The organism is Streptomyces sp. NPDC097617 (assembly GCF_044761485.1).
Classification (GTDB): Bacteria; Actinomycetota; Actinomycetes; order Streptomycetales; family Streptomycetaceae; genus Streptomyces.
In genome coordinates, this window is sequence record NZ_JBIWCL010000011.1 from 17955 (window position 1) to 39835 (window position 21881).

Consider the following 21881-nt stretch of genomic DNA (forward strand, 5'->3'; position numbering starts at 1 on the left):
GTTGGGGCCGTGGTCAGCGCAGCGCGGATCGTGTCGTTGCGGCAGGGCGGGGCGGCATCCGGGCGGCCTGGACCGGAGCGGAGGGCTGTGCGGTCTTGAGAGACGGAGCCAACTCGCGCAGCTCAATGCCCATGTGGTGGGCGCTGTCTTCCAGCATGGAGAGGCGGATGGCCACGTGATCGGGCAGCTTGTGGCTGTGGGTGTACCGGGCCCGCTGGATGAGTGCGAAGGCGGCCTCCATCTGTGCGGCGACCTGTTCGAGGATGAGGTCGTGTTCGTCGCCGGTCTCGGTGGCTTGGAGCAGCTCGTCCAGTGCGCCTGGCAGCGCGGGACGCTCGATCGGTAGGCCGTACAGCTCGGCGTGCAAGGAGTTGGCGAGGGAGAGTACGGAGCCACCAGTGCTCCGGTATCCGTAGCGGGGTGCTGCGTTGCGCAACAGACCGAGGTTGTAGGTGACGGCGTGCGGCGGGGGCGGAGGCGTGGTCGAGATGTGAGTGGCCAGGGCGCGCGCGATGTCGAAAGGGGTGGGCGCACCGGTGGGGGAGGCGTCGGGCGGGGGCGTACTCAGGGGTACTCCAAAGGGGGACGGATTGTCAGCGTCGTGCGGTGCTCCTCGGTGCGGCAACGGCGGGCGGCAGTACACGGGGAGCGGGGCGCTGCAGGGGGCGTGGTGCGGGATCAGGTCGTCGGACGGTGAGGACGAGGCCTTGGCCGGTGCCGTCTGCGGTACCGAGGACGGTGTCGCCGGCGCGGAGTTGGGCTGCAGGGATCTCGATCAGGTCGGGCAGCGGGCCGGCCGTGGTGCTCGGGGTCCAGCCCAAGGCCTGGAGGGCCGCGTCCAGGGGGAGGTCATGGTGGTCCATGGCGTAGCGCAGGACACCGGAGGGAATTTGAGTGTGCCGGGCCCAGTCCTCCAGGCCCATGCTCAGCCCGTACGCTCGGTGGGGAACACCGGAACCCAGGGTGCTGCGGTTGTGGGGCTCCTCGGCGATGGCCTGCTCGGTATCCCACCCCTGCACGAGACGGCGCCGCATGGTGGTGACGGAGCAGCCTGCGCGCGGGTCGACCGCCCACTGCGCCAGGGGCTTCGTTTCGCCGAACGCGGCGACCTGCAGTGTGAAGTCGGCGCCCTCCGCACCCTTGAGGAGAGCCTCCTCGAAGGTCATGCCCGCCGTCGTGATCCGGCCGTAGAGGGTGTGGTACTTGATCCCGGACTGCTCGGCCCAGCCCCGAAGGGTCAAGGTGCGTCCCTGATAGGTGTAGTCCAGGGTCGGCTTGTCGTGACGCTTCCGGGTGATCGCGTCCTCCGGAGACCAGCCGAGAGCGAGCCGGGTTCGCAGAGCCTCGCGCTTGACCGCGCAGCGTGGGTCCGTGGCCCAAGCGGCCAGGGTCTTGTCCTCACCGAACGCGGTGATCGGTCCGCGGGCACGCTCCCAGTCGTACCGGTCGAAGCGCTCCTCTCTCGGGCGGGCGGCGCGCTCGCCGTGCACGGGGCCACTGTCCGGGCGCACACGAGGATCGCCTTCGAGGCGAGCTGAGGGCGTCGAACTCATTGTCCCTTCAGCGTGGTTGGTTTGGTTCCGGCTAGCAGGCCGCTGCCGTGCGCGGTGGACCGGGTCGTCAATCAGGCGTATCCGTTTCTGGTAGGCCGGTCAGGGCCGGCGGGACTGTGCCCCGGTTGAGGGCGGCTGAGGGATCTGGGCGAGTGCGTGGTGTACGTGGGCACCAAGGCCAGGGGAGCGGGCGGGTGTGATGATCGCGGATCCCAGTTCGAGGGAGAGAAAGGGAATCTCGCGGTACTGGCGCTCCACGGGCGTGCTGGACGCCACGTGGGAGAAGAACTGGGCGACCAGCAGCGTGGGCACCGCGTCGGTGAAGGTGGCGCTCCAGTGCGTATCGAACCCGTCGTACACCGAGTGCTCGAAGGACCAGCCGACCCCGGGCCGGGGGCGGTGGTGCACCGAGCAGTGGCTGTCCGGGGAGCTGTAGGCGCTGTTGTCGGGCGCGCGCACCCACCGGTTGGTGACGGCGATCTCGCGGAGCGAGAGCGGGGTGATGGCAATCTGTTCGGCGTGGCGGTGGTCGCCGAGGATCTGCGGCAGACTCTGAGCGAGGGCCGATACCGCCTCGCTCGGTGCCTGGCGGCTGATCTGGATCTGCCAGTGGGGCTCGACGTTCTCGATCTTTCACCACTGGCCATCGGGGCTCTCAGGGGCGAACTCCAGCGCTGCTGCGCCCTGGGGATGGGAGACCCTCACACGTTGCGGGTTTTGTTCTGCCTGCCAGTCGAAAAAATGGACGAGCGACCCGATGACGTCGGAGATCTTGTCGGTGCCTGCCCCTGCGAGATAGCGGGGAGAGACAAGGACGCGGTCGGTGGGTGCGAAGTCCGTCATTTGCGCCCCAAGCTGCGAGGCACGGGAGCTGTCGGTGGGGGCGCAATCGTGGTGGAGCTGCTGGCCGGGAGGTCGGTGCGGGGCGTTCGGTGCCCGGCTGCGGCAGTGGGTACCCGAACGGCGTGGGCCCCGGCGGCGGGTTCAGCCGACGGGCTGAGGTCTTCATGCGGTGGCGCGTCGTTCCTCGGGACGCCTGTGACGCCGGGGCTGCCCGCTGCCCGGCCGATGAGTTCCTGGTCCTCGCGCTGTGCAGCGAAGGAAGCCAGTCGGAAGGACAGCTGGTGCGCCAGCCGGCGGTACGTCTTCGCCGCGCCATCCAGTTCCTCGGCGGCCTTGGTCAGGCAACTGCGGCTTGCGGCCGAGGTCTCGTCGGCGTCGTCGTACAACAGGACCTCGGTGCGACTGTGGATGGCGAATGTGCACAAGTAGGCCGCGCTGGAAACCAGGACGCTGGCTTCGACGAGTTTGGCGAGGTTCTCGTGGCCGTCCTTCATGGCGGCGTACTGGCTGGTCGACAGGGTGAGGGCCTGCTGGGTGCACTGCATTGCGAAGTTCTGTACGCGGATGGCGGTCGGCCCGATCTCGCGGACGGGTTTGGCTATCTCTCCCGCCCTCACGCTCTCTACCTCCTCGCGCAAGGTCTGCAGGGTGGGGGCCACTTGACCGAGGAGGCGGGTCTGTTCTACGAGGTCGATGATCTGCAAGGCGAACTTCCATGAGGAATCGGGGCGGGGTCCCGGCCACGGGCAGGAAGGTGTCGGCACCGTTGCCTACGGGCGGTCCGGGGTGTTGTCGCGCGGTCCAGTTAGCGGGTTCGGGCCGCCGGCGGGCGGACAGGACGTACGGGAGTGGAAGCCGCTGCGGGCAGCGGGGCCGGGCCGAGGCTGGCGAGGGCCTTCTTGCCGTCGGGAGTGAGGTGGAGTCGCTGGCCCATGACGAGGGGGGTGGCGAAACTGCGCGTCACCAGGTTCCTAGCCTCCAGGGCCTCCACCGTGCGCATGGTGAACCGGTGAGGGCCGGGCTGCTCGGAGAGGGCCAGCTTGTGCTTGCGCAGGTACACGGTGATCTCGTGCTCGGCGATGGTCTGGAGCGCGCGGTGCTGGGCGTCGTTCAGCTTGGACTGAACCTGGGGTGCGGATGGTTGCGGACCGCGGTCGGAGCTCGAGTCTGTCGGCGAAGGGGCGGGGTGCCCGGATACGTCGTCGATTGCGCCCGCCCGGGTGGGAGAGCTGGGGGCTTCCGACGGCTGGGGGGCGGCCGCGTCCGGACCTACGAGGTCACGGGCCTCGGACAGTGCCCGGCGGATGAGGGGCAGGTACTGATCGGCGGCCTCGTGGAAGTCGATGCGGTCCATGGCATCGTCGACCGTGCCGTAAGGGGTGGGCTCGGAGGCGATGGTCAGGGGGGCGAGGATCTTCGTGTAGCCGGACAGCGCCTCGGCCAGCGAGACGGAGGCCAGCGAAAGGATGTGGGTCGGCCGCCAGATGCTGGGCTCGGTGTGACGGTGTGCGTGGTCGCTGTGGGCGTCGGCCGCACCAGCTACCCGTGCGAGGACTGCACTGAGCGCGCTGATGTGCCGGGTGACGGTACTGACGGAGATGCGGTCGATGCCGATGGGGTGACGGCGAAGGTCCTCGATGATGTCGTCGATGAAGTCGGACAGGCCGAGGCTTTCCAGGGGTGGCGGGTTCGAAGCAGGCACGAGAGTCTTTCTGTTTGCGTGGGCTGGCTGTTGCAGGCCGGGGCGAGACGCCTTCCGGCGCTTCTGGGGAGGTCAGCGCGACCGATACGGTGCGTGTCTCGGCGAGCGGTCCGGTTCGTTCATGCCGCTTTCCCGAAGTCGTCCTTCTTCGGCGAAGCCTTGGCGACCGCGCGTTCCGTGATGCCCTTCGACGCAGCGGCGGAAGCGGCAGAGAGGGTGCTGGCGCCGGGTTCCAGGTACCAGGGGCGAAGGTCGAGCATGGCCACGCGCATGCCGGTGGCGAAGCAGAGGGCGGTCCCCTTGGGGAGGGCGCGAATCGCGTCGGCGGGCAGGATCCGCTCCTGGCGCATGCTGATACTGGTGGACTTCCCCGAGTCGGAGATGGAGGTGGACTTCGTCTCGACGTCGTGGTCGCCGATCAGCCGGGAGAGCTTGTCGGCGAAGTCAGGGTCGTCGATGCCGGAGCCGATCACCTTCACCGTGCTCGCGGACCACATGGCGTCCATGCCCGCGTCTCCCCACACCTTCTGGCCCTGGCGGTAGGACTGCAGGATGGTGATCGGGATGATCCCGCGGGATCCCAAGTGGGAGTACAGGTCGGGGAGGTCGCTGATCTTGCACACGTTCGCGGCCTCGTCGAGGATCGCGAGCATGGGCGGGTCCAGGCGTCCGCCGGCCCGTTCGGCCTGGGTGGTCGCGGCCCGCATCACTGAGTCCGCGCACGCCGCGATCAGTGCACTGGCGCCGCCGCCGCCGTCCTTCGAGAGCAGATACAACGTGTCCTTGCTGGTCACGAAGTCGGCGGGCTTGAATTCGGGGATGTTCTTCTGCGGGGTGACCCACGCGGCGATCTCCGAGTTCAGGAGTGCCGAGGCGTACTGCCTCGCCGTCTCGTAGATGCCGTCGCGTGTTTCCGGCGGGCCTTCGACGGTGCCCTTGAGCTGGGCGGCGACAGCGGAGAAGCCGTGGTCGCGGAGGATGTCCAGGGGCCGGCGGTCGGCGGGGAAGGCCAGCCACTGCATGACGTCGGTGATCGGCCGCTCGTCGAGGGCCGCAGCCAGGAAGAGCTGCGAGAGGATGTTGGATCCGGCCTTGGACCAGAAGTCGCCCTGCTGGGAGGCGTCCACGGACGCGGCGAGAAAATGGCCGGCCAGACGGCCGGCTCCGTCGAGGGATTTGGCGGTGGCGAGCGGGTTCCACCACATCTCGCGGGCCGCGTGGGCGATCTGCTGCGGATCCATGCTCCAGGTCTGACCGTCCTGGCCACGGGCATCGAGGGTCGCGGTGTAGGCATCTCCGGCCGCCTTATTCGAGGTCAGGAGCACGGGGCCGGGGGCCGCGAGAATCGCGGGGATGGCCAGACAGGTCGTCTTCCCGGAGCGGGGGGCCATGATCGCGACCGCGACGTCCTCGTATCCCATACGGACTTCGTGACGGCCGCCCTGGAGGTTGCCGAGGAGCACGCCGGTATCGGAGGCGTTGATCGTCTTGGCGTCCTTCAGGCTGGGACGCAGCGAGCGGGCCTTGGCGGTGATGGCCTTGGCGAGCAGCGGCTCGATGTCCTTCTGCTTTGCCATCCCCGCGATCCGCTTCCGCTTGCCGCTCGTGCCCTTGTACCGGGACCACACCCGGTATCCGGCGGCCGCCAGGGCGAGGAGGAGTACGGCGGGCAGGATCCGGGTGCCGATCAGCAGGGACGTTTCTCCTGCTGCGGGCCAGAGGCGTTCGGGATGGAGGAGTGCTACGGCCGGCTGGTAGGGGACCCAGGGGCCGGCAGAGGTGGCCCATGCGGTGGCATTGCCGCCGAGCCAGGCGAGCGTGGACAGGGGGAGCGCGATGGCGACGATGACGAGGAGGGCCTTGAAGGCAATGTCGTAGCCGTCGTTGGAGGTCTGGGAAGGGTTGGACAAGAGGGCGGTTCCAAGGGACGGGGGCGGGGAGTTCGGCGGTGGAGGGCACCTACCTGCGTGGGCCTGCGGTGCTGCGAGGGCTGGGGAGAGCCAGGGTGGGGGCAGTCGGCCGTGGCCGGATTAGCTGAACTGCGGAGTGGATGTCGAGGACGGCGTGGCCGTGGCGGGACCATTCGTTGAGGTAGTGCCAGGCCTCGGCGTTCCGTTCGGCGAGCGGTCCGTCGTACTCCTCGACCCCGGGCCGAGCGGACCCGGGCAAGGTGGCCCGAAAGTCGAGCCAGTCGCTCTGCAGGGAGCTGATCTCGCCCGCGGCAGTGTGAAGGCTGGCGATCTGCCAGGCCCAGCGCGAGTTGGTGCTGTCCTTGGGGAGGGCGCGCAACTGGGCTACGGCGGTCGCGGTCAGGTCCTTGGCGCTGAGGCGGATCCGGCTGTAGGACCGCCAGGTGTCGCCGTCACGCCGAGCCTGGCGAAAACCATAGGACGTCTCGTCCAGGGGCCAGCTCTCGTTGTCGACGACGTACTCGGTGTAGTCGTCCCAGGCGTTGAGGATCTCCTCGGCCTCGCGGAGGTAGAGGGCGAGCTGCTGCAGGAGGAGCTCATGTGCGGAGCGGGGGGCGGGGTTCATGACAGGTGCCTTCGGGGCGGGACAGTGGCCGGCGCCTACCGGGTGGGTCTGGCCGTCGTGGTGGTGTTCGGGAGGGCGGGGGCGGGCGCAGAGGGGGTGCTGGGAGGCTTGGGCCGGTGGCGGCGGGCTTCGGCCAAGCGCTGCTTGTGTGCGGCGACGACCTGGTCGCCGATCGCGAACTCCGCGCTCTGTGTGAGCAGGTCGCTGGAGTCGATGTCGAATCGGGCGCGTAGGACCGGCGCGGGGTCGCAAACCGCGGCGGCGACGGCGGCCAGCAGGTGCGCGGGAGTAGCGTCGTCGAAGTGGGCCCGCCACAGGAGCTGCTGCGGACCGTAGGCCCCGCGTTGGTGCCCGGCGTCGAGCTCCCAGCCCATGAAACCGAGGAGCGGGGAGACGTATCGCGTCATCTCCACGATGCCGTCGGGGGAGGCCAGCGTCTCGGAGCCGGTCTCGGCGGAGGTGTACTGCCATCCTCGGCTCGTGAGGAGTTCGGTCACCGACGGGGCGGGTTCCTGGGGCGCGGGCCGGATCATCGCGTCGGTGAGTCCGGCGACGATCTCGGCCGGGGTGCTGCCCCCGAACCGGGCCTGCCAGTGGGCCGGCGGCGAGTAGTTGTTGTCGATGCGCCACACGTAGGGGTCGATGCCTGCTGGGCCGAGGCTGAGGCGGTGTCCGTGGTCGGGGCTGGTCATGTGGATCGCAGGGTGCAGGGTGTCGGAGTCCAGGCTCCAACCGCAGGACCGCAAGGCGTGGGTCACGTGCCTGGGGTCCCCGGCGCCGGCGAGGTAGCGCGGGGCGATGGCCGAGCCGAGGTTGCTCTCGTGGTCGTTCGTGAAGGCGGCGAGCTGCCGTTCGGTGATGGACATGGGGACGGCTCCTTGGTGGACCGGTCGGGCCCCGCGTCAGCGGCGGGACTTGCTTGCACCGGTTGTCGTGTAGCCAGTGGGGGCCTGCCGGCGGGGGCGGGTGGCATTCCAGGAGTTGCGGGCCCAGGTGGCGGCGCGGGCGGCGGTGATCCGGGCCTGCTGCCAGTTCCCGAGTTGGGAGGGCAGCACGGATACCGAGGTGGTGCGGATCCACTTCGAGCCAGGGACACTGCCGCGGGGGCGCAGGAGCGGGGTCGGGTCGGACAGCGCTGCCGAGAATCCCTGGACGAGGTGCATCGGTGTCGTGGGGGTGAAGACGGCGTCCCAGCTGCGGCCGTGCTCCGTGCGGGCGCCGGCCCACCAGTGAGCCTGACCAGGCTCGTTCTGGTGGTACTGGAGCCAGGCGTTGCGGTCCGGTGAGACCGCCGTGAAGTGCTGTCCGCGTTCGGTCTCCCACCCGTTCTCCTCCAGCGGCGCCCACACGTTCGGGGCGTGGGCGGAGCGCGGTTTGGTCAGGGCGTCGGTAAATCCGGCGACGATCTCGATCGGTACGGCCGTGGTGAACGTTGCATGCCAGGCAGGCTGCTGCCCGACGGCCTGGCCGGAGACGGTCCAGCCGCCGGGCATCGTCGTGGGGTCGAAGCCGACGCGCACCGTGCGGTCGGGACTGTCGAAGACAATCGGGCCGCCGGTGCGGGAGAGGTCCTTCCAGCCGGAGGCGCGCATGTACTCGGCGACGAAGCGCAGGTCGCCACCGCCGCCGAGGTGGCGGGGCTCGACCAAGTAGTGCTGCTGGGGCTGGTCGGCGCCCGCGCCCCAGCCGGTCCAGTTGTTGCTCACCTGTGCCTCCGTGCGACGAGCGCGGACGGGACCGGCGGGACGGTGGCGGTCTGCTTGGGCCGGGCGATCCGCTGGATGTCCTCGGCGTGGTCGTCGAGGTCGAGGGCGACGTCGTGGAGTTCGTTCGCGGCGCGGCCCAGGGCGAGCCAGACCTCAGGCGGGAGAAGCCCGGCGCTCGCCCGGTCCTGCGCGAAGCGCGATCCCGTGGCCACCAGGGTGGTCAGGGCCGCGAGGACACCTGTTTCGGGGTCGAGAACCTGGCCCAGAATGCGGGCGACTTGCTGGGGCGGGGCTACGGACAGGTGCTCGTTGAGCAAGGCGATCTGCTGAACGGTCTGGTGGGCGAGGGCTTCGGGGTCGTGGACGGTCATGGTCCTCCAGGGCTTTTGGGGCGGGCCCCGGAAGGACCGGGGGCGGGCGGGATGTGCCGGTCGGCGGAGCCGGCGGTCACGGCGCGCAGGTATCGGCGCAGGACGAAGACGGCCAGGCGGGGGCTCAGGGCGGGCGAGATCGGCGGCGGTGGTCGGGTGGAACGGTGGCGGATCGTGGTGCTCCGGTTGGTCAAGGGCGCGGCTCCCGGTCCGAAGGCCGGGAACCGCGAGGGTCAGCGGGAGCGCGGAGGCGCGCTGGACGGCCCGGGCGGGGCGACAACTGGAGCCGAGCCAATCTTGGACTCCGCTTGCCGGGCACGGTGTGCGGCCATCGCCTGCGCCCACGCGGTGACATCGAGCAAGTCCGGATCGATGTTGACGTTGTAGTCGGCGATCATGAGCGGGAGTGCTGCGCGGGTGACCGTCTGCTTCTGGGCCTTCTCACTCAGGCCCTCGGGGGTCTCGTGCCAGATGTCGGCGGGGGCCGTCGTCGCCTCGGTGTGCCGTTCGAGGCCGGCGCTGTCGAGGAGGCGCAGCAGTTCTTCGGGGGCGTCGCTGCGGCTGACGACGTGGATGGTGTTGGGATTGTGGGCGAGGCGGTAGATCTCGACGTCGGTGCCGGATTCATCGGCCAGATTTCCCACGGGGATCTCCTCGCGGTGGTGGGTGGATCAGCGGGTCGGGGAAGCGGCAGCCGTAGCCGGAAGGGCGGCAGGCCATACCGGGGGAGTGGCCGCCAGCCGGGCGGGGCGCATGGTGACGCCGACGCCCATGCCGGCCAGGCGCTGCGAGACGGCCTGGACGCGGGCGATCTGCTCGCGGTCGCCGTAGGAGGCAGGCAGCAGGAACTGCCGGTCGTAGGGGTGGTACTGGAACCCAGCGCGGTACAGAACCACGGTGGCCTCCCGTACGCCCGTGACGGCGCCGACGGCCCCGTCCGGGTGCCAGGCCATGCTCACCGAACCCGCGATCAGGCGAGGTTCGGGCCGGCGGGGAATGGGATGGGCGGTGTTACGCCGGACCTGACGCAGCGCGGCATCGTGCCGGGGCAGCAGCCTGCGGACGATGTGAGCGCTGGCGCGAGCCGGATCGGCGGGCACGGTGATGCCGTTGGGCTCCGCCACCATATGGAAGGCATCGTGGGGAGCGTCTTCGGGTTCCAGCGCGCCGACCATGAACTGGTGCGGGTATCGGGGGCGGTCGAAGAGCAGCAGGCGGGCTCCGTCGGAACGGCCCAGGACGGCCTGGTGGCCGAGGACGAAGTTGGAGGTGGCGAAGCCGATCGCGCCCATGTCCCAGACCTTCGACGTGGTGGCGATCTGGTCGTGGTAGGCGGCGTGGCGCGTGTACGTGCTGGTCCAGTGATCAGGCAGGCGGGCGGCGAGGCCGTCTGCGAAGGCGGCGAGGTCGCTGCGGTGGCGGTGTGGGGGCATGGTCATTTCACAGGGGGAGGGCCGCAGGTTCAGCGTCTACCGGCGGACGATGCTGAGGGGCTTGGCGGCGACGGGGGGCTGCGCGACGGCCGGTTTGGCGGCGGTGGCCTGGTTGCGGATGTGGCGGATCTCGTCGCCGTGGCGTGCGAGGCCGCCGGTGGCTTCCATCAGCTGCATCGAGAGCTGGTCCTTGTACAGCGCGCCGTCCGCACGCTGGTCGCGCTCAGACCACGTCAGCCAGGCCATGGTCAAGGTCTGTGTCAGGCGGGGGAGTAGGCCTTCGGTGGGCGCGGCCACTTCGGCGAGGACTTCGGAGACCTGCTTGTTGGTGGTGGCCTCACGGGCTCGTTGGCCGAGCTGGTCCAGGTAGCGGTGGGTTGCCGCCCGGTCGTCGTCAGGGGCGGCGAGAGTGTTCAAAGAGGGGTCCAGGTAGACACTGAACCCTGCTACCAGGAGGGCTTGGGCCGCGGCGGTCGCGTAGTGGCGCTGCCGGTTGACATCCAGGCCCTGGGGCTGGCGGTGAAAGGGACCGCGAGGTCCGGGGACTTCGACGAAGTGGCCGACGGTTTCCAGGATCTCGGCGGCTTCCGGGGTGCAACCGCTGGTCAACACCACCTCGGTGCGCGGGTCGCGGGTGATGGTGACGTAGCTGAGGATGGCGAAGCTGGGCTCGTCGCCGTCCTTCACCGGGAGCGCACGGTGTTCGGCGCGGCCGGGCGAGGTGCCGGGAGGGGAAGCGTCGTCGGGGCACCCCGCATCGGTCCATGGCGCAGGGTGACACCGATGTTCAGGGCGCCCAGCGCGCTGCCAGCTGCGCGGACGCACTGCGCCTGGTGGGCGCTGTCGTCTCCGGAGGCGGTGTACGTCTGCTGGCCGTCATGGACGAAGCCGTGTGTGGTCAGGATGCCGACGACGTCCGCGCGCTCGGTGGCGACGGCGAGGTCGCCGGACTCCGTCCAGGTCATGACGACCGTGTCCGGCTGCACGGAGGGGCCGGAGAGTCGGGCGGCGTTGTCCTGGACCTGGGCCAGCGCGGTCTCGTAGCGGGGCAGGAGGGTGGTGAGGATGTTCTCGGCGGCCTGCTCGGGGTCGGTCGATATCGCGATGCCGTCCGGCTCGCGCACCCCGCGGAACGCTTCGGCCGGTGTGCCGGCGGGGGCCATGGCGGCGATGAGGAGTTCGTCGTCGTAGCGGGGGTGGTCAATGAGGAAGAGGCGGAGGCCGTCGTTGCGGATCAGGACGACGTCGTGGGCCGGCGGGTGCTGGGCGAGGGCTTCGGCGATGTGGTTCATGTCCCAGACGTCGGCTGTCAGTTCCTGCTGGTTGTCGTCGCCGGTGTGCTGGCGCAGTTCCTGGGTCCAGGTGCCGGGCAGGTGCTGGGTGAGGATGCCGGCGAAGGAGTAGAGCTCGTCGGGGTGGCGGTCGGCGTGCATGGTTCCTCGGGGGTTCGGGGTGGGTCAGCGGCGGCGGCCGGCCGGGGCGGGCGGCAGGACGGCTGGTCTGGTGGGAGCGGGGCAGGGGCAGGACGCCGACTTCTCGCGTTCGTCGGCGGTGACCTCTTGCGGGCAGGGAGCGCGGTGGGGGTGTGCTGCCTGCCGGTCGGCGAGTTTGTTGCGGACGCCCCCCAGGTCGAAAGCGATGAGCCGGAGCTGCTCCTCCGACAGGTTCCGCAGTCCCCCGGCGGTGTAGGGGTCGGATGGACCCCCGAGATCCCGCATGAAGTCCGCTGTTGCGGTGAGGACTTCGGCGAGCGCTGGGAGGATCCCGTCGTGGGTGGCTGTCAGCTCCGTCAGGGCGGCGGCTACCTCGTCGGTGGTCTCCGCTTCGCGGATCCGGACCGCGAGGTGGGCGACCTGGGCGCCGAGCGTCAGGTAGTGCGGTTCGTGCTGCTCGGTGGCGAAGGCGGTGTCCGCGGTCACGTCGTAGCCGACGGCTTGCAGGCGGGAGACGGCGCGGGTGGCCAGGCGGATTTCCTCGTCTTGGTCGAGGCCGGTGGGCAGACGGTGGTACGTCTCGTGGTAGCGGACGACCGGGACGAAGCCGGAGCGCTGAAGGATGCTGTGGGCTTCGGGGTCGCCTCCATGGGCGAGGACTTCACCGGAGTGCGGATCACGCCGGATGGTCAGGACTCGTTGGGCAAGGGACAAGAAGAGAATGCTTTCTGCCAGGGGGCTGCCGGTCAGCGTCTCCAGCCGGAGCGGGCCGCAGGTCCGGCCGGGGGTGCGACCGGGGCAAGCGGTCTGGTTGGTCCGGAGGTGGCGTGAGGACGGCCGGGAACCAGTGCGGCCAGGTCGCCTTCGAGGGTGTGGGAGCGGCGGGCGAGCCACTCCAGCTGGTGGGCGAGTTCCGGCCCGGCCGAGGGCGAGATGTGTAGCTGGTGCGCGGCCTCCTCCACGAGGCGGCGGCCGGCGTCGAAGTAGCGGATCGCTTCGTCCGTCCAGTGCGTCGCGACTTTGGGGTCGGGCTCCCCGGTGTCGCGCTCCACCAGAACCATGTTCCGTTTGACACCGGCGCCGTGGTCGCCTGGGGGGAGGAGGCAGAGGTCGGTTTCAATCCGTCGGCATTCCGCGACCACCTTGCGAAGAACCTGCGGGGGTGGGGTTGCCCGCACGCCGTCTTCGCGGATCAGGTTGGCCAGCAGGTCGAGGCGGTGGTCTTGTCCGCGAACGGCGATCCATCGGCAGGAGTCGATGTTGCCGGGCGGGGCGATGCCGGTGACGCGGGCGAGGCGGTGGCCGATCTCCGACCATTCGGCGTGGGTGAGTTTGCGGTCCTTGGGATTCAGCCGGACGCTGACGTGCAGGATGACGCGGTCATCCCCCGTGGGGTCGGCGGCGAAGGGGTGGAGCCTGTCGGGGTCACCGACGTGCCGGGCCCAGTCCACCGAGGTCCAGCTCCGGTCCTTGTCGGCGTAGAAGCCGAGGTGCTGCCAGTGCGCGACGATCGCATCGTCGGTAGTCAGGACTTCCTGGTCGCTGACGGGCCGGCCGAGCGCCTTGGCGAGCGCGTCGGTGGCGGAAGAGCCCAGGGCGTGCTGGGTGGGGATCATCGGCTGCCGCCCCGGCCGTCGGCCACGTGGACGAGCTGGCCCAGCTCGGTGATCGAGTACCAGCCGACATCCACGGCCTGGCTGCCGGTGAACCTCGGTACGAGGTAGTCCTGCAGGGCCCGCTGGTAGATCAGGCAGTCCGGGCAGCTCTTGGAGAGATGGACGAGGTAGCGGGGGTGGCCGGTGACGAAGCTGCGAGTCCCGCCGTCCGCATCCCGCAGCCGCCACCCGTCCTCGTTGGTCGGGGTGTGCCAGGACGGGGTCACCACCGTCATGGCATCCCCCCACAGGATGCCGTCGTCCACTCCCTTGATGACCACGATCCGGTCGCCGGGGGCGAAGTGCTCGTGGGTGATGTCCCGCTCGGGGGTGATGGTGTCAGCGGGTATGAACGCGGCACGGGTGGCGTCGGGCACGGCAGAAGTCCTTCCACGAAAGAGCCGCCAGGAGCGGCGGGTGAAGTACTTCAATGGTCTGGAGAATCCCCGGTTTGGCTGACCGGGGATCGTCGGCTATACATGGGCGCCCACGCTCACCGGAACGGGTTCTCCGTCCCCCGGTCATCGGCGCTGGCCGCGTCCAGGAGCTCGGGCAGGTCGCTGCCCTCCGCGTCCCGCTGATCGATCCACCACCCGGCCCGGGTGACGGTGCGGACCTGCTCCTCCAACGAGGCCCAGTCCGCCTCATCCCAGGTGCCCTCGGTGACCAGCGCGGCGTACGCGGCTGTCACCAGCTGGAACCGGGAGCGCTCTCCCCAGGCCAGCGCCCGCTCGGGCCCTTCCAGCGGAGGCATGTCGAACTGGCCGGCCCAGTCGAGCGCCGCCTGCTGCTCCTCGGCGCGCTTGGCCGCCAGCCACGCTTCCTTCGCCTCCGTGTCGGAGTCGCGCGATGCCTTCCAGCAGTCGGTGCAGTCGCGGCCTCCGAGCCAGCGGGCGTACCCGGCGCGCTTGTCGGCGGGACGGTTGGACAGGTCTTGGGTTACCTCGTGTCCACAGCTGTGGACGATCTTCCAGGTGTTGCGTACTGCCACGTGGTTGTTCCTTCTTTCTGATTTCTGGGTTGTCTCAGCGGGTTCTGCGGATGGCGTTCGTGGCCGCCGTGGCGATGGCGGCGGGAGCGCTGGAGGGCCGGGGCAGGTGCAGCAACGTGGTCCCCGGCAAGTGACGGGACCTCGCAGTGAGGGTGAGCTGGAGTACGGCGCAGCCGGCGGTCGTGAGCTGCTTGACGCGGTTGACGGCTTGAGCGGTTTCGTCGCTGTCGTACTGGGCGTCGGTGACGATCACGAGGAGGCGGCCGGCGCCGGGGCGGCTGAGTTCGAGGCCGTGGTCGAGTGCGTCGATGGCGTTGCCGAGGTTGTGGGCGCCGCCGTTGGCCTTGAACGTCGTCACGCGCTCTGGCGCTCGGTGGGTGGGTCGAGTCAAGGCGGTCAGGTGCCTGTCGTAGGCGATGGTGGCGGTGCGGGAGTCGGGGTCGGTCAGGGCGGCTGCGCGTGCCACGATCCAGGCAGCGGACGCGACGGGCGCGCAGGCGTCACTCATCGAGCCGGAGACGTCTACGGCGATACCCACGCGCAGCGGCGGGGTGGGGGAGTTCCGGCGGCGGGTGCGGGTGAACGGCTCCGCGGTGGGGACCGATCCGGCCGCGCGCTGGGCGTCGCGGGCGAGGGCTGCGCGCATGTTGAGGCGGCCGGGCGGGGTGGGGCTGGTGGTCCTCTCCTCGATCCTCTCCCGGTAGGCGGCGGCACGCAGGGCGCGGCTCAGGCGTGCGGCGGCGCTCTGCTCGGCGGCGGTGGGCCTGCGCGTACCGGTAACCGGGTTGCTGCGGGGTGCCGGTTTGCCGTCGGTGGTGACGGTGGTGCCGCTGGGGTTGAAGACCGACTTGGCGGTGGCGGCGGCTTTGCGTCGCTGGCCGGCCTGCTGGGCGCGGTCTTGAGCCTGCGCCTTGGACTGCGCGGCCTTGGCGTTGGCCGCTGCGGCCTGTGCCGCGAGGTCGGCGGCGTCGGTTGCCGCCGTGCTGTCCATGACGACCCCAACGGCGCCGGACAGCAGATCGGCGAGGTTCTCCGGCATGGGCAGGGCGGGAGTCGCGATGTCCAGAGCGTCGCACCATTCCTGACCGCGCGCGAGCATGGTCGTCGCGTCGTGGTCGGCGCTCTGGTGGGCCGCGGTCCAGATGCGGGTAAGGGTGGCCAGCAGGTCCGCGCCCAGCACCTTTTCGCACAGATCGGCGACGGCCCGGGTCTCACCGGCGCCCAAGATGCCGGCGTCACGGCGGCCGAGGATCAGAGCCGCCACGGAGGCGGCGTGCTCGATGCCCTGGAGGGTGGGATTGGCGATGTCGGGCACGACCAGGGTTCGGGCACTGGTACGCAGGTAGGCGCGGTCTGTGGGCCGCCGGATCAGGTGTGCGCCTTCGACACGGCTCTCTTCCAGCAGGTGGGCGGCCTCGACGACACGGGGGTTCGTTCCTGCCGGCGCCGTCCAGACGGAGTGGGCCGCGTGCGCGGCCTCGTGGACGAACACTCCCCAGGCGGCGGGATACTGCTCCTCGTCGCCCAGGATCCGCGGATGGATCTCGTGGGGCTGGAGCGGGGCGAACAGGGCGGCGTCGAACTCGACTTCGCCCAGCGTGGGGAAGAACGCGGCCGGAGCGCCGCTGCGGGTGCCGGGGCGGCAGGTGACGAGGAGGTCCTGGCGGCCGGAGAGGGCGACCAGCCGGTCGCCGAGTTCGGCTCCCACGCGTAGCCACGCGTCCGGGGAGGAACGGGGTTGCGCGGGCGGGGCGCCGTCGTCGTCCCATCGCGCGAGGTCGGCGTCCGCCTCCGGCGTGGTGGCGGGGAACTGGACGTGCTGGTGGGCGCTCATCGCGAGCGGCCCCGGGACGCGGCGCCGGTGACGGCCGGAGGCTTGCGGAGGGCTGAGGCGGACAGCTGCTTGCCGAGGGTGAGGGGCGCGATCTTCTTGACGCCGACGGCCTTGATAACGGCGTCGGCGACGGCATCACGATCCTCCAGCGGAGCGATGCCGACCAGGTTCGCGAGCGCCGCGTTGGTGCCGAGTACGGCCTCGGTCTTCTGGTAGCTGAGCAGCTCCCGCAGCTGCGGGGCCCAGCCCAGCTCGCCGAGCTCGACTTGGCCAGCGAGGTGTCGGGCGACCCGGACGACCCGGTCGTCGATCTTCAGCGCCAGGGCGAGGTCATAGTCCGTGCCGATCTGGATCTGCACGCTGAACCGGGACGACAGCGCCTCGGTCAACACCGCGCCGTGGACGCCGGGATTGTGGCCCGCCACCACGTAGAAGCCGGGCTCGGCCTTGATGGTCTCGCCCTTGTGGGCCTTGACCTGGATCTGCCTGCGCCCGTCCATCGCGGGATACAGCGCCGCCAGGACCTTCGGCGAGATCAGGGTGGCGTCGTCGATCAGCAGGGCGCGGCCCTCGGTCATCGCGGTGACCAGCGGACCGTACTGGAAGACGTAGCCTCCCGCGTCGGCCTGGGTGTACTCGCCGATCACGTCGCCGACCGTGGTGTCGCCGTCACCGGCGACGGTGAGCAGGTCCGGGAACGCCGCTTCCACCAACGAGGTCTTGCCGGTGCCCGGAGGGCCGTAGAGCAGTACCGGCACGTCGGCGTCGCGCAGCCGATTCAGCGCTTCCACGTCGGGCAGATCGGCCAGCTTCCGGGGGTGGTAGAGCTGGCCCCCCGCGCGGCGGATCGGCCCGGTCGTCTGCCTGGGCGTGGCTGCTGCGGGACTGGTCGTGCGGGCTGCAGCAGCCGCCTGGGCGCGGGGAGAGTGGGTGCCTGGTGGGCTGATCACAGCGCTCTGCGCGGCTGCGGCGGTTTTCGCGTTCGCGCGGAACTCGGGTTGCCCGACTCCGCTTTGGTCCGCCTCGCCGCGTCGCACCAGCGTGAGGGCGGCGTTGCGGACGGCGCCGTGGGAGTGGCCCAGCTGCCTGGCCATGTCCCCGATGGTGATCGTGTCCGCCGGCCGGTCGGCCAGCAGTCGGGCCACCTTGGCCCGCAGTTCGCCGCCCTTGGTTCGCGCTGAACTGCTAGGTGTTCCGGGTGTGGTCAAAGCGGGCCCCCTCAACAGGCGCAGGCACGGCCGGGATTGGCGAAGGTCTGGAGAGGCTGGCCCCGCTCTCGAAGCGGACCACGGACTGTGCCGGCATCGGGGGCCGGGGCGGCCGGGGCGTACGGTCTGCGCTCACCGGCCGGCCGACGGCTCGGTCCAGGTGCACGGGATGCCCAGCGACGAGCACCTCGCCGGCTGCCGAACGGGCCCGTGGGTCTGCTCCGTGCCGGGGTCCGTCGCTCGGCAGGTGCATTCTGGCGTCTCTTCGAAGCCGGACTGGAGCAGGATCCGCCGGGCGGCGGAGTTGTAGCCGGTGGTGGTGATCTCGCCGGTGATGGTGTGCCGGATCGGCATGAACGGCTCTGCTGGTTCGGGCAAGGCGAACCTCCTATCGGTGGTGGCGGGTCCGGCGGTGGCGGCCGGGTCGTCGGCCGGGGCCGAGCTTGCGGCGGGCGAGGATGAGGATGGCGAGGGTGGTGGCGGCGCCGGCCGCGGGGAGCGCCGCGAGTACCGCGGTGTGGGCCGAGAGCGCTCCGGCGAGCGCGGTTCCGCCAGCCTGGCCGGTACCGACCGACAGGATCAGCCAGGCGTACGCCTCGGTGGTCCGGGAGGCGGGCGCGAGGGCGTCCACGGTATGGAAGGCGTTGGTGATGATCAGGGTGAGGAACAGCCCGGGGACCACGGCCAAGGCGATGGCGGCGTGGGGGCGCAGGTGGGCCAGTAGCGGGAGCCAGCCCAGGAGGAACAGGGCGGCGGTCGTGATGAGGTGGCTGGTGGTGGTGCCGGGCCAGGTGCGGCGGGCGTAGAGGAGGCCGCCGAGGAAGCTGCCGGTGGAGAACGCGGCGGGAAGGACCCCGGCGAGCATGTCCAGCCCATGGGCGGTGGCCATGCCCGCGGCCCACACGTTCATCGCGCCGAGCGTGAACCCGGTTGCGGCCAGCCCGGTGAACAGCAGGACCAGCCCGCTGCTGCGCAAGCGCCCGCCTCCCGCCGCCCCGACCGTGGGGGCCGGCCGCCAGGTGCGCGAGGGCGCGGCGGTCAGGACGACTACCGTGCCCGCGAGACCGAGGGCGGAGGTCGCGATCAACGCGGTGCCGGGACCGTGCGTGGCTGCCAGCCACGAGGCCAGCAGGGGGCCGGCGATGTAGAGCAGGCCCTGCGACCCGGTGTCGAGGGCTTGCGCGAAGCGGCGTTGGGCCGGGTCGGGAAGGACCGACGGCCAAAGGGCCCGGAGCCCGGCCTCCAACGGGGGCGTCATGAGACCCGCGAACCCGACGACCGCCGCCACCGCCGCCGGGTGTCCGCCTGCCCCGATGAGGGGCAGGGCGAACAGGCATCCGGAGTTCAGCACTGCTGCGGGCGCCGAGACTCGCGGCTGTCCGAAGCGGTCCATCAGCCTGCCCTTGACAGGCTGGGACAGGGCGGACGCCAGCCCGTACAGCGCGGCGAGCAGCCCGGCGAAGGCCAGGGTGCCGCCGGCGCCCGTGATCCACAGGACGAGTCCGACGGGGACCATGCCGTTGGGGAGGCGTCCGGTCAGCGTGCCGCCGAGCAGGCGGACGACATGCCGGCTGCCGAGTACGGCTCCGTACGTGGCGGGTGGTGGGGTGATGGTCGGGTGATCGGCCAGGGTCAACAGGGCAGGGCTTTCCGTCAGCGGGCAGGGCGGGGCGGAGAGAAGGGGTTGGGCGCGGGGCTATCGGCGGCGCGCGGGCGCGGCGGAGCCCGATGGCGCCGGTAGGACCGGCGTGGTGCCCACGCTGGGTGGGCGCGGGGAGGGCAGGTGGCGGGGCGCGGGCGTGCGGTGCGGTGGCAGGACGGCCACCGCTTCCGCCAGCTGTCCGCCGACCGCCGCGAGGTCCTGGACCAGGTGACCGGTCTGCGCGGAGAGCATCCGCAGCCGCACGGCGATCTCCTGGCCGGCCCGGGTGTCCAGAGCGGTGGCCCAGGTGGCGCAGGTGTCGAGGAACTCCGACAGCTGGGCGATGTGCCCGGCGGGGGCGTGCGGCGGCCGCTCGGTGACGTAGAAGATCGCATCGGCGACGGAGCCGCTGTGCTGCGCGTCAATGACATCGCGGGTCAGCTGTGCCAGCGGCAGCCCAGGCGGCGGCCCGGGCTCCGGTGGGGCGCCGTTGGGGTAGAGCACGCCGGGCGGCACCGCTGGGGGGAGGTCCCGGATTGCTTCGTCGTCGGTGTCGTAGCGGCCGATCACGCGCATCTCGGGGCTGTCGATGTCCCCGGCGAGGACCAGCACCACCTCCTCGTCGAGGTCATCGGGGCGTGGGATGAGGGCGACGGTGAGCTGGAGTCCGGTGGCTTCATAGCGGGATTCGAGCGGCTGCAGCAGGCCATGGCTGCGGGCGGTGCGGGCCCGGTCGGTCCACCACGTCTCCTCCTCAGCCCAGAGCCGGGCTGCGGATTGCGGGGGATGTGCCGGCTGGAGGGCGAGGTCGCGCAGGAGTACGTGGTGCTCGCCCCAGGTCCTCAGGTAGGGCCACAGCCGGTCATCGCGCGCAGCGGTGTCCTGGCCGTCGGGATGCTCCTCGTCGAGTATCCGTCCGGCCTGGTCCGCGGCGTGGGCGAGGTCGGTGATCAGCAGGTGCCAGCGGGCGTGGTGCGGGGCCCTGGGCATGGCGTCGATTCCGGCTCGGGCGTGGGCGATCAGTGTGCCCAGGTGGGGGCGGAGATCGAGGAAGAGGCCGGCGAGCTCACGGTTGCGGGCGGCCTTCGCGGCCTCGGCGGCCGTGCCGTTCGCGAGGTCACCATGGCGGTTGCGGAGGTCGTCCAGGGCGGTGTCGCAGCGGAGCTTGATCACCGAGAACTGGACGGACCAGCCGGTCAGCGCGTTGACGGCCTGGTGCGGAGGTGGCGTCGGGGGGAGGGGGATAGAGGCTCCAGTGGTCTATCGGCGGTTGAGGGCGGCCCCGACTCGCGGGGGAGGGGAGGGAAGCACTCCGGGTGCTTCCACGGCACGGACGAGGCCGAGGGCGGTCTGCGCGGGCGCGGTGCGGACGGCGGCCCGGGCAAGTTCGACCAGACCCTCGCCCTCGCTCATCCACATCGACAGCAGATCCAGGCTCGGGTTCTCCCGCGTCTCCCCTGCGTCCTCGGCGCCCGGTCCCGGCTGGCGGAACGCAGCCCCCATGTCCTCCAAGAACGCCTGTTCGTGCGGGTTGAAGGCGTGAGCGTCGCTGTTACGCAGGGCGGTGATGATGTGCGGCGCGATGGAGGCGAAGCGGTCGAAGGCCTCGGCCAGGTCGCGCTGTGGAGGATCCTGGACGGTGCCGGGCTCGAACTCCTCCTGTGCCCATGCCAGGTCATCGCCCAGGTGGTTCAACTGCATTTCGAGGACGGCCCGGTGGTAATCGGTGAGCAGGCTGGAGGCGATCTTCCGGGCGGCAGGGACAGGAGCCGGATGCACGGTGATCATGGGCGGCGGCGTGACGCTCTCGTCCAGGTACATATCCGTCGGGACGAGCATCCCGACGTCGTACACGCGGTGGCGGGGGTTGTAGACGATGGCTATCTCGGCCCCGTCCTCTGCTTGCAGGATGGCCGCAGCGGGTATCCGCCGGTTCCCTAGGAAGCGGAGGTTGGAAGCGGTCGTCCACAGGCAAGAGGAGAGGTCGCCCTGCGCCGCCGGGTGCGGGTAGTTCTCGACCCGTACTTTCCACTGACCCGGCAGGTGCCTGCTGACATCGAGTGCGAAGTCGCCGATGTAGCGCTGGTCGGCTGCGATGACGGTGCTCTGGCATGAGCGCGAGGTCTCCGCGAGCGCGGCCAAGGCCTGGCGGGCGCGGCCCGCGTCGATCAGCGGCATGACGTAGTTGCCGTCACGGTCTGTGTCGAATCCGGCGAGTTGCAGGGCGGTGCGAGCCCAGCGGAAGGATTCGCCGGAGACGAGGGCGACGATGCCGTGGTGGTGGCTGGTGTAGAGGGTGATCTCGGAGGACGTCAGGTCGACACTCCCTCGTCGCTGCCGACGGAGGCCGACGGCGGCTTGGACATGTCCGGCCCGGTGGCATGGGCGCTGGCCAGTAGGTCAACCCCGAGCTGGAAGAGGGTCCGGTCGGCGATCTCGAGGAGGTCGCTGGTGCGCTCGTAGCGGGTGGCGAGCTGGCCTTCGCCCTGTTCTCGGCAGCGGGTGCCGGCAGCGCGTAGGAGGTTCCGCAGCGAGATCAGCCCGGCGTCCTCGCCGCTCGCCGCGAGTTCGGTCAGTGCGTGGACTTCGGAGGGGGTCGATGCCTCGGACATTGCTTCGGCACATGCGCGCAGCGGGGCGGCGGGGTCCGCGGACACCGGCAGGCCGCGCAGGAATACCGCGGCCTGCTGGCGGGCCCGAAGCCGCAGTTCGGCGCTGCCGGGGTGGTGGGGGGCGGTCTGGGCCATTTACAGGAGGGCTCCTTTCTGGATCAGCGGGTGCGGCTGGTGTGGGCGGTCGGGCTCGGTGCGGATATCACCGGTGAGGTCTGCGGTGGCACCGAGCTCCAGGCTCGTGTGGTCGCGTACTGGGGCGGGGTGGTGGCGGCGGCTGCCGAGACCCGGTACCAGGCCCGCGGATCCTGGACGGGGGCCGGTTGCGCAGATGGCTCGTTGGCGGGGTCGAGGGAGTAGTCG

Annotated in this window: 27 protein-coding genes; all 27 read right to left on the minus strand. The window is 70.7% G+C overall.

Annotation, left to right across the window (positions count from 1 at the left end; genetic code table 11):
• Positions 1 to 13: 13 nt before the first annotated feature.
• Entirely contained in the window at positions 14 to 436 is a 423-nt protein-coding gene (locus tag ACIQZO_RS19140) for a hypothetical protein (protein WP_403627466.1), read from the minus strand.
• A gap of 157 nt (positions 437 to 593) precedes the next feature.
• Positions 594 to 1511 (minus strand): hypothetical protein, encoded by a 918-nt coding sequence (locus ACIQZO_RS19145; protein ID WP_403627468.1) that lies wholly within the window; start codon positions 1509 to 1511, stop codon positions 594 to 596.
• A 141-nt stretch (positions 1512 to 1652) separates the two neighbouring features.
• A complete protein-coding gene (locus tag ACIQZO_RS19150; RefSeq protein ID WP_403627470.1) occupies positions 1653 to 2012 on the minus strand; it encodes a DUF317 domain-containing protein in 360 nt (119 codons plus the stop codon).
• 174 nt (positions 2013 to 2186) lie between these two features.
• Entirely contained in the window at positions 2187 to 2396 is a 210-nt protein-coding gene (locus ACIQZO_RS19155) for a hypothetical protein (RefSeq protein ID WP_403627472.1), read from the minus strand.
• On the minus strand, positions 2393 to 3100 hold the full coding sequence (locus ACIQZO_RS19160; RefSeq protein WP_403627474.1) for a hypothetical protein: 708 nt from the start codon (positions 3098 to 3100) through the stop codon (positions 2393 to 2395). Before ACIQZO_RS19160 ends, ACIQZO_RS19155 begins: the two co-directional genes overlap by 4 nt.
• 101 nt (positions 3101 to 3201) lie before the next feature.
• Entirely contained in the window at positions 3202 to 4098 is an 897-nt protein-coding gene (locus ACIQZO_RS19165) for a hypothetical protein (RefSeq protein ID WP_403627476.1), read from the minus strand.
• 119 nt (positions 4099 to 4217) lie between these two features.
• Positions 4218 to 6008 carry a type IV secretory system conjugative DNA transfer family protein gene (locus tag ACIQZO_RS19170; RefSeq protein ID WP_403627478.1) on the minus strand — a complete coding sequence of 597 codons (1791 nt, stop codon included), beginning with the start codon at positions 6006 to 6008 and terminating at the stop codon, positions 4218 to 4220.
• A gap of 49 nt (positions 6009 to 6057) precedes the next feature.
• Positions 6058 to 6633 carry a hypothetical protein gene (locus ACIQZO_RS19175; RefSeq protein WP_403627480.1) on the minus strand — a complete coding sequence of 192 codons (576 nt, stop codon included), beginning with the start codon at positions 6631 to 6633 and terminating at the stop codon, positions 6058 to 6060.
• A gap of 35 nt (positions 6634 to 6668) precedes the next feature.
• Entirely contained in the window at positions 6669 to 7499 is an 831-nt protein-coding gene (locus ACIQZO_RS19180) for a DUF317 domain-containing protein (protein WP_403627482.1), read from the minus strand.
• Between the two features lie 36 nt (positions 7500 to 7535).
• Positions 7536 to 8339 (minus strand): DUF317 domain-containing protein, encoded by an 804-nt coding sequence (locus ACIQZO_RS19185; RefSeq protein WP_403627483.1) that lies wholly within the window; start codon positions 8337 to 8339, stop codon positions 7536 to 7538.
• Positions 8336 to 8710, minus strand: a complete 375-nt coding sequence (locus ACIQZO_RS19190) for a hypothetical protein (protein WP_403627484.1) — start codon at positions 8708 to 8710, stop codon at positions 8336 to 8338. Before ACIQZO_RS19190 ends, ACIQZO_RS19185 begins: the two co-directional genes overlap by 4 nt.
• Positions 8707 to 8904 carry a hypothetical protein gene (locus ACIQZO_RS19195; protein WP_403627485.1) on the minus strand — a complete coding sequence of 66 codons (198 nt, stop codon included), beginning with the start codon at positions 8902 to 8904 and terminating at the stop codon, positions 8707 to 8709. The genes ACIQZO_RS19190 and ACIQZO_RS19195 overlap by 4 nt, the downstream gene beginning before the upstream one ends.
• 39 nt (positions 8905 to 8943) lie before the next feature.
• The gene (locus tag ACIQZO_RS19200) at positions 8944 to 9354 is read right to left on the minus strand and encodes a hypothetical protein (RefSeq protein WP_403627486.1); all 411 of its coding nucleotides are present in this window, start codon (positions 9352 to 9354) and stop codon (positions 8944 to 8946) included.
• 27 nt (positions 9355 to 9381) lie between these two features.
• Complete coding sequence (locus tag ACIQZO_RS19205; RefSeq protein ID WP_403627488.1) at positions 9382 to 10149, minus strand: hypothetical protein; 768 nt, start codon at positions 10147 to 10149, stop codon at positions 9382 to 9384.
• 30 nt (positions 10150 to 10179) lie between these two features.
• The gene (locus tag ACIQZO_RS19210) at positions 10180 to 10830 is read right to left on the minus strand and encodes a hypothetical protein (protein WP_403627490.1); all 651 of its coding nucleotides are present in this window, start codon (positions 10828 to 10830) and stop codon (positions 10180 to 10182) included.
• Entirely contained in the window at positions 10827 to 11576 is a 750-nt protein-coding gene (locus ACIQZO_RS19215) for a hypothetical protein (protein ID WP_403627492.1), read from the minus strand. Before ACIQZO_RS19215 ends, ACIQZO_RS19210 begins: the two co-directional genes overlap by 4 nt.
• A 24-nt stretch (positions 11577 to 11600) precedes the next feature.
• Positions 11601 to 12290, minus strand: coding sequence for a hypothetical protein (locus tag ACIQZO_RS19220; RefSeq protein WP_403627494.1), 690 nt, complete (start codon positions 12288 to 12290; stop codon positions 11601 to 11603).
• Between the two features lie 32 nt (positions 12291 to 12322).
• Entirely contained in the window at positions 12323 to 13192 is an 870-nt protein-coding gene (locus tag ACIQZO_RS19225; RefSeq protein WP_403627496.1) for a relaxase/mobilization nuclease, read from the minus strand.
• Complete coding sequence (locus ACIQZO_RS19230) at positions 13189 to 13608, minus strand: hypothetical protein (RefSeq protein WP_403627497.1); 420 nt, start codon at positions 13606 to 13608, stop codon at positions 13189 to 13191. Before ACIQZO_RS19230 ends, ACIQZO_RS19225 begins: the two co-directional genes overlap by 4 nt.
• A 116-nt stretch (positions 13609 to 13724) precedes the next feature.
• Entirely contained in the window at positions 13725 to 14222 is a 498-nt protein-coding gene (locus tag ACIQZO_RS19235) for a hypothetical protein (RefSeq protein ID WP_403627499.1), read from the minus strand.
• Positions 14223 to 14256: 34 nt separating this feature from the next.
• Positions 14257 to 16056, minus strand: a complete 1800-nt coding sequence (locus ACIQZO_RS19240; protein WP_403627501.1) for a VWA domain-containing protein — start codon at positions 16054 to 16056, stop codon at positions 14257 to 14259.
• Positions 16053 to 17201, minus strand: coding sequence for an AAA family ATPase (locus tag ACIQZO_RS19245; protein WP_403627807.1), 1149 nt, complete (start codon positions 17199 to 17201; stop codon positions 16053 to 16055). The genes ACIQZO_RS19240 and ACIQZO_RS19245 overlap by 4 nt, the downstream gene beginning before the upstream one ends.
• Before the next feature lie 195 nt (positions 17202 to 17396).
• Positions 17397 to 17618, minus strand: a complete 222-nt coding sequence (locus tag ACIQZO_RS19250; protein WP_403627809.1) for a hypothetical protein — start codon at positions 17616 to 17618, stop codon at positions 17397 to 17399.
• A 34-nt stretch (positions 17619 to 17652) separates the two neighbouring features.
• Positions 17653 to 18900 carry an MFS transporter gene (locus ACIQZO_RS19255; protein ID WP_403627503.1) on the minus strand — a complete coding sequence of 416 codons (1248 nt, stop codon included), beginning with the start codon at positions 18898 to 18900 and terminating at the stop codon, positions 17653 to 17655.
• Positions 18901 to 18960: 60 nt separating this feature from the next.
• Entirely contained in the window at positions 18961 to 20079 is a 1119-nt protein-coding gene (locus tag ACIQZO_RS19260) for a hypothetical protein (RefSeq protein WP_403627505.1), read from the minus strand.
• Between the two features lie 87 nt (positions 20080 to 20166).
• Positions 20167 to 21084 (minus strand): hypothetical protein, encoded by a 918-nt coding sequence (locus tag ACIQZO_RS19265; RefSeq protein ID WP_403627507.1) that lies wholly within the window; start codon positions 21082 to 21084, stop codon positions 20167 to 20169.
• A 134-nt stretch (positions 21085 to 21218) separates the two neighbouring features.
• Positions 21219 to 21653 (minus strand): hypothetical protein, encoded by a 435-nt coding sequence (locus ACIQZO_RS19270; RefSeq protein ID WP_403627509.1) that lies wholly within the window; start codon positions 21651 to 21653, stop codon positions 21219 to 21221.
• Positions 21654 to 21881: the final 228 nt, after the last annotated feature.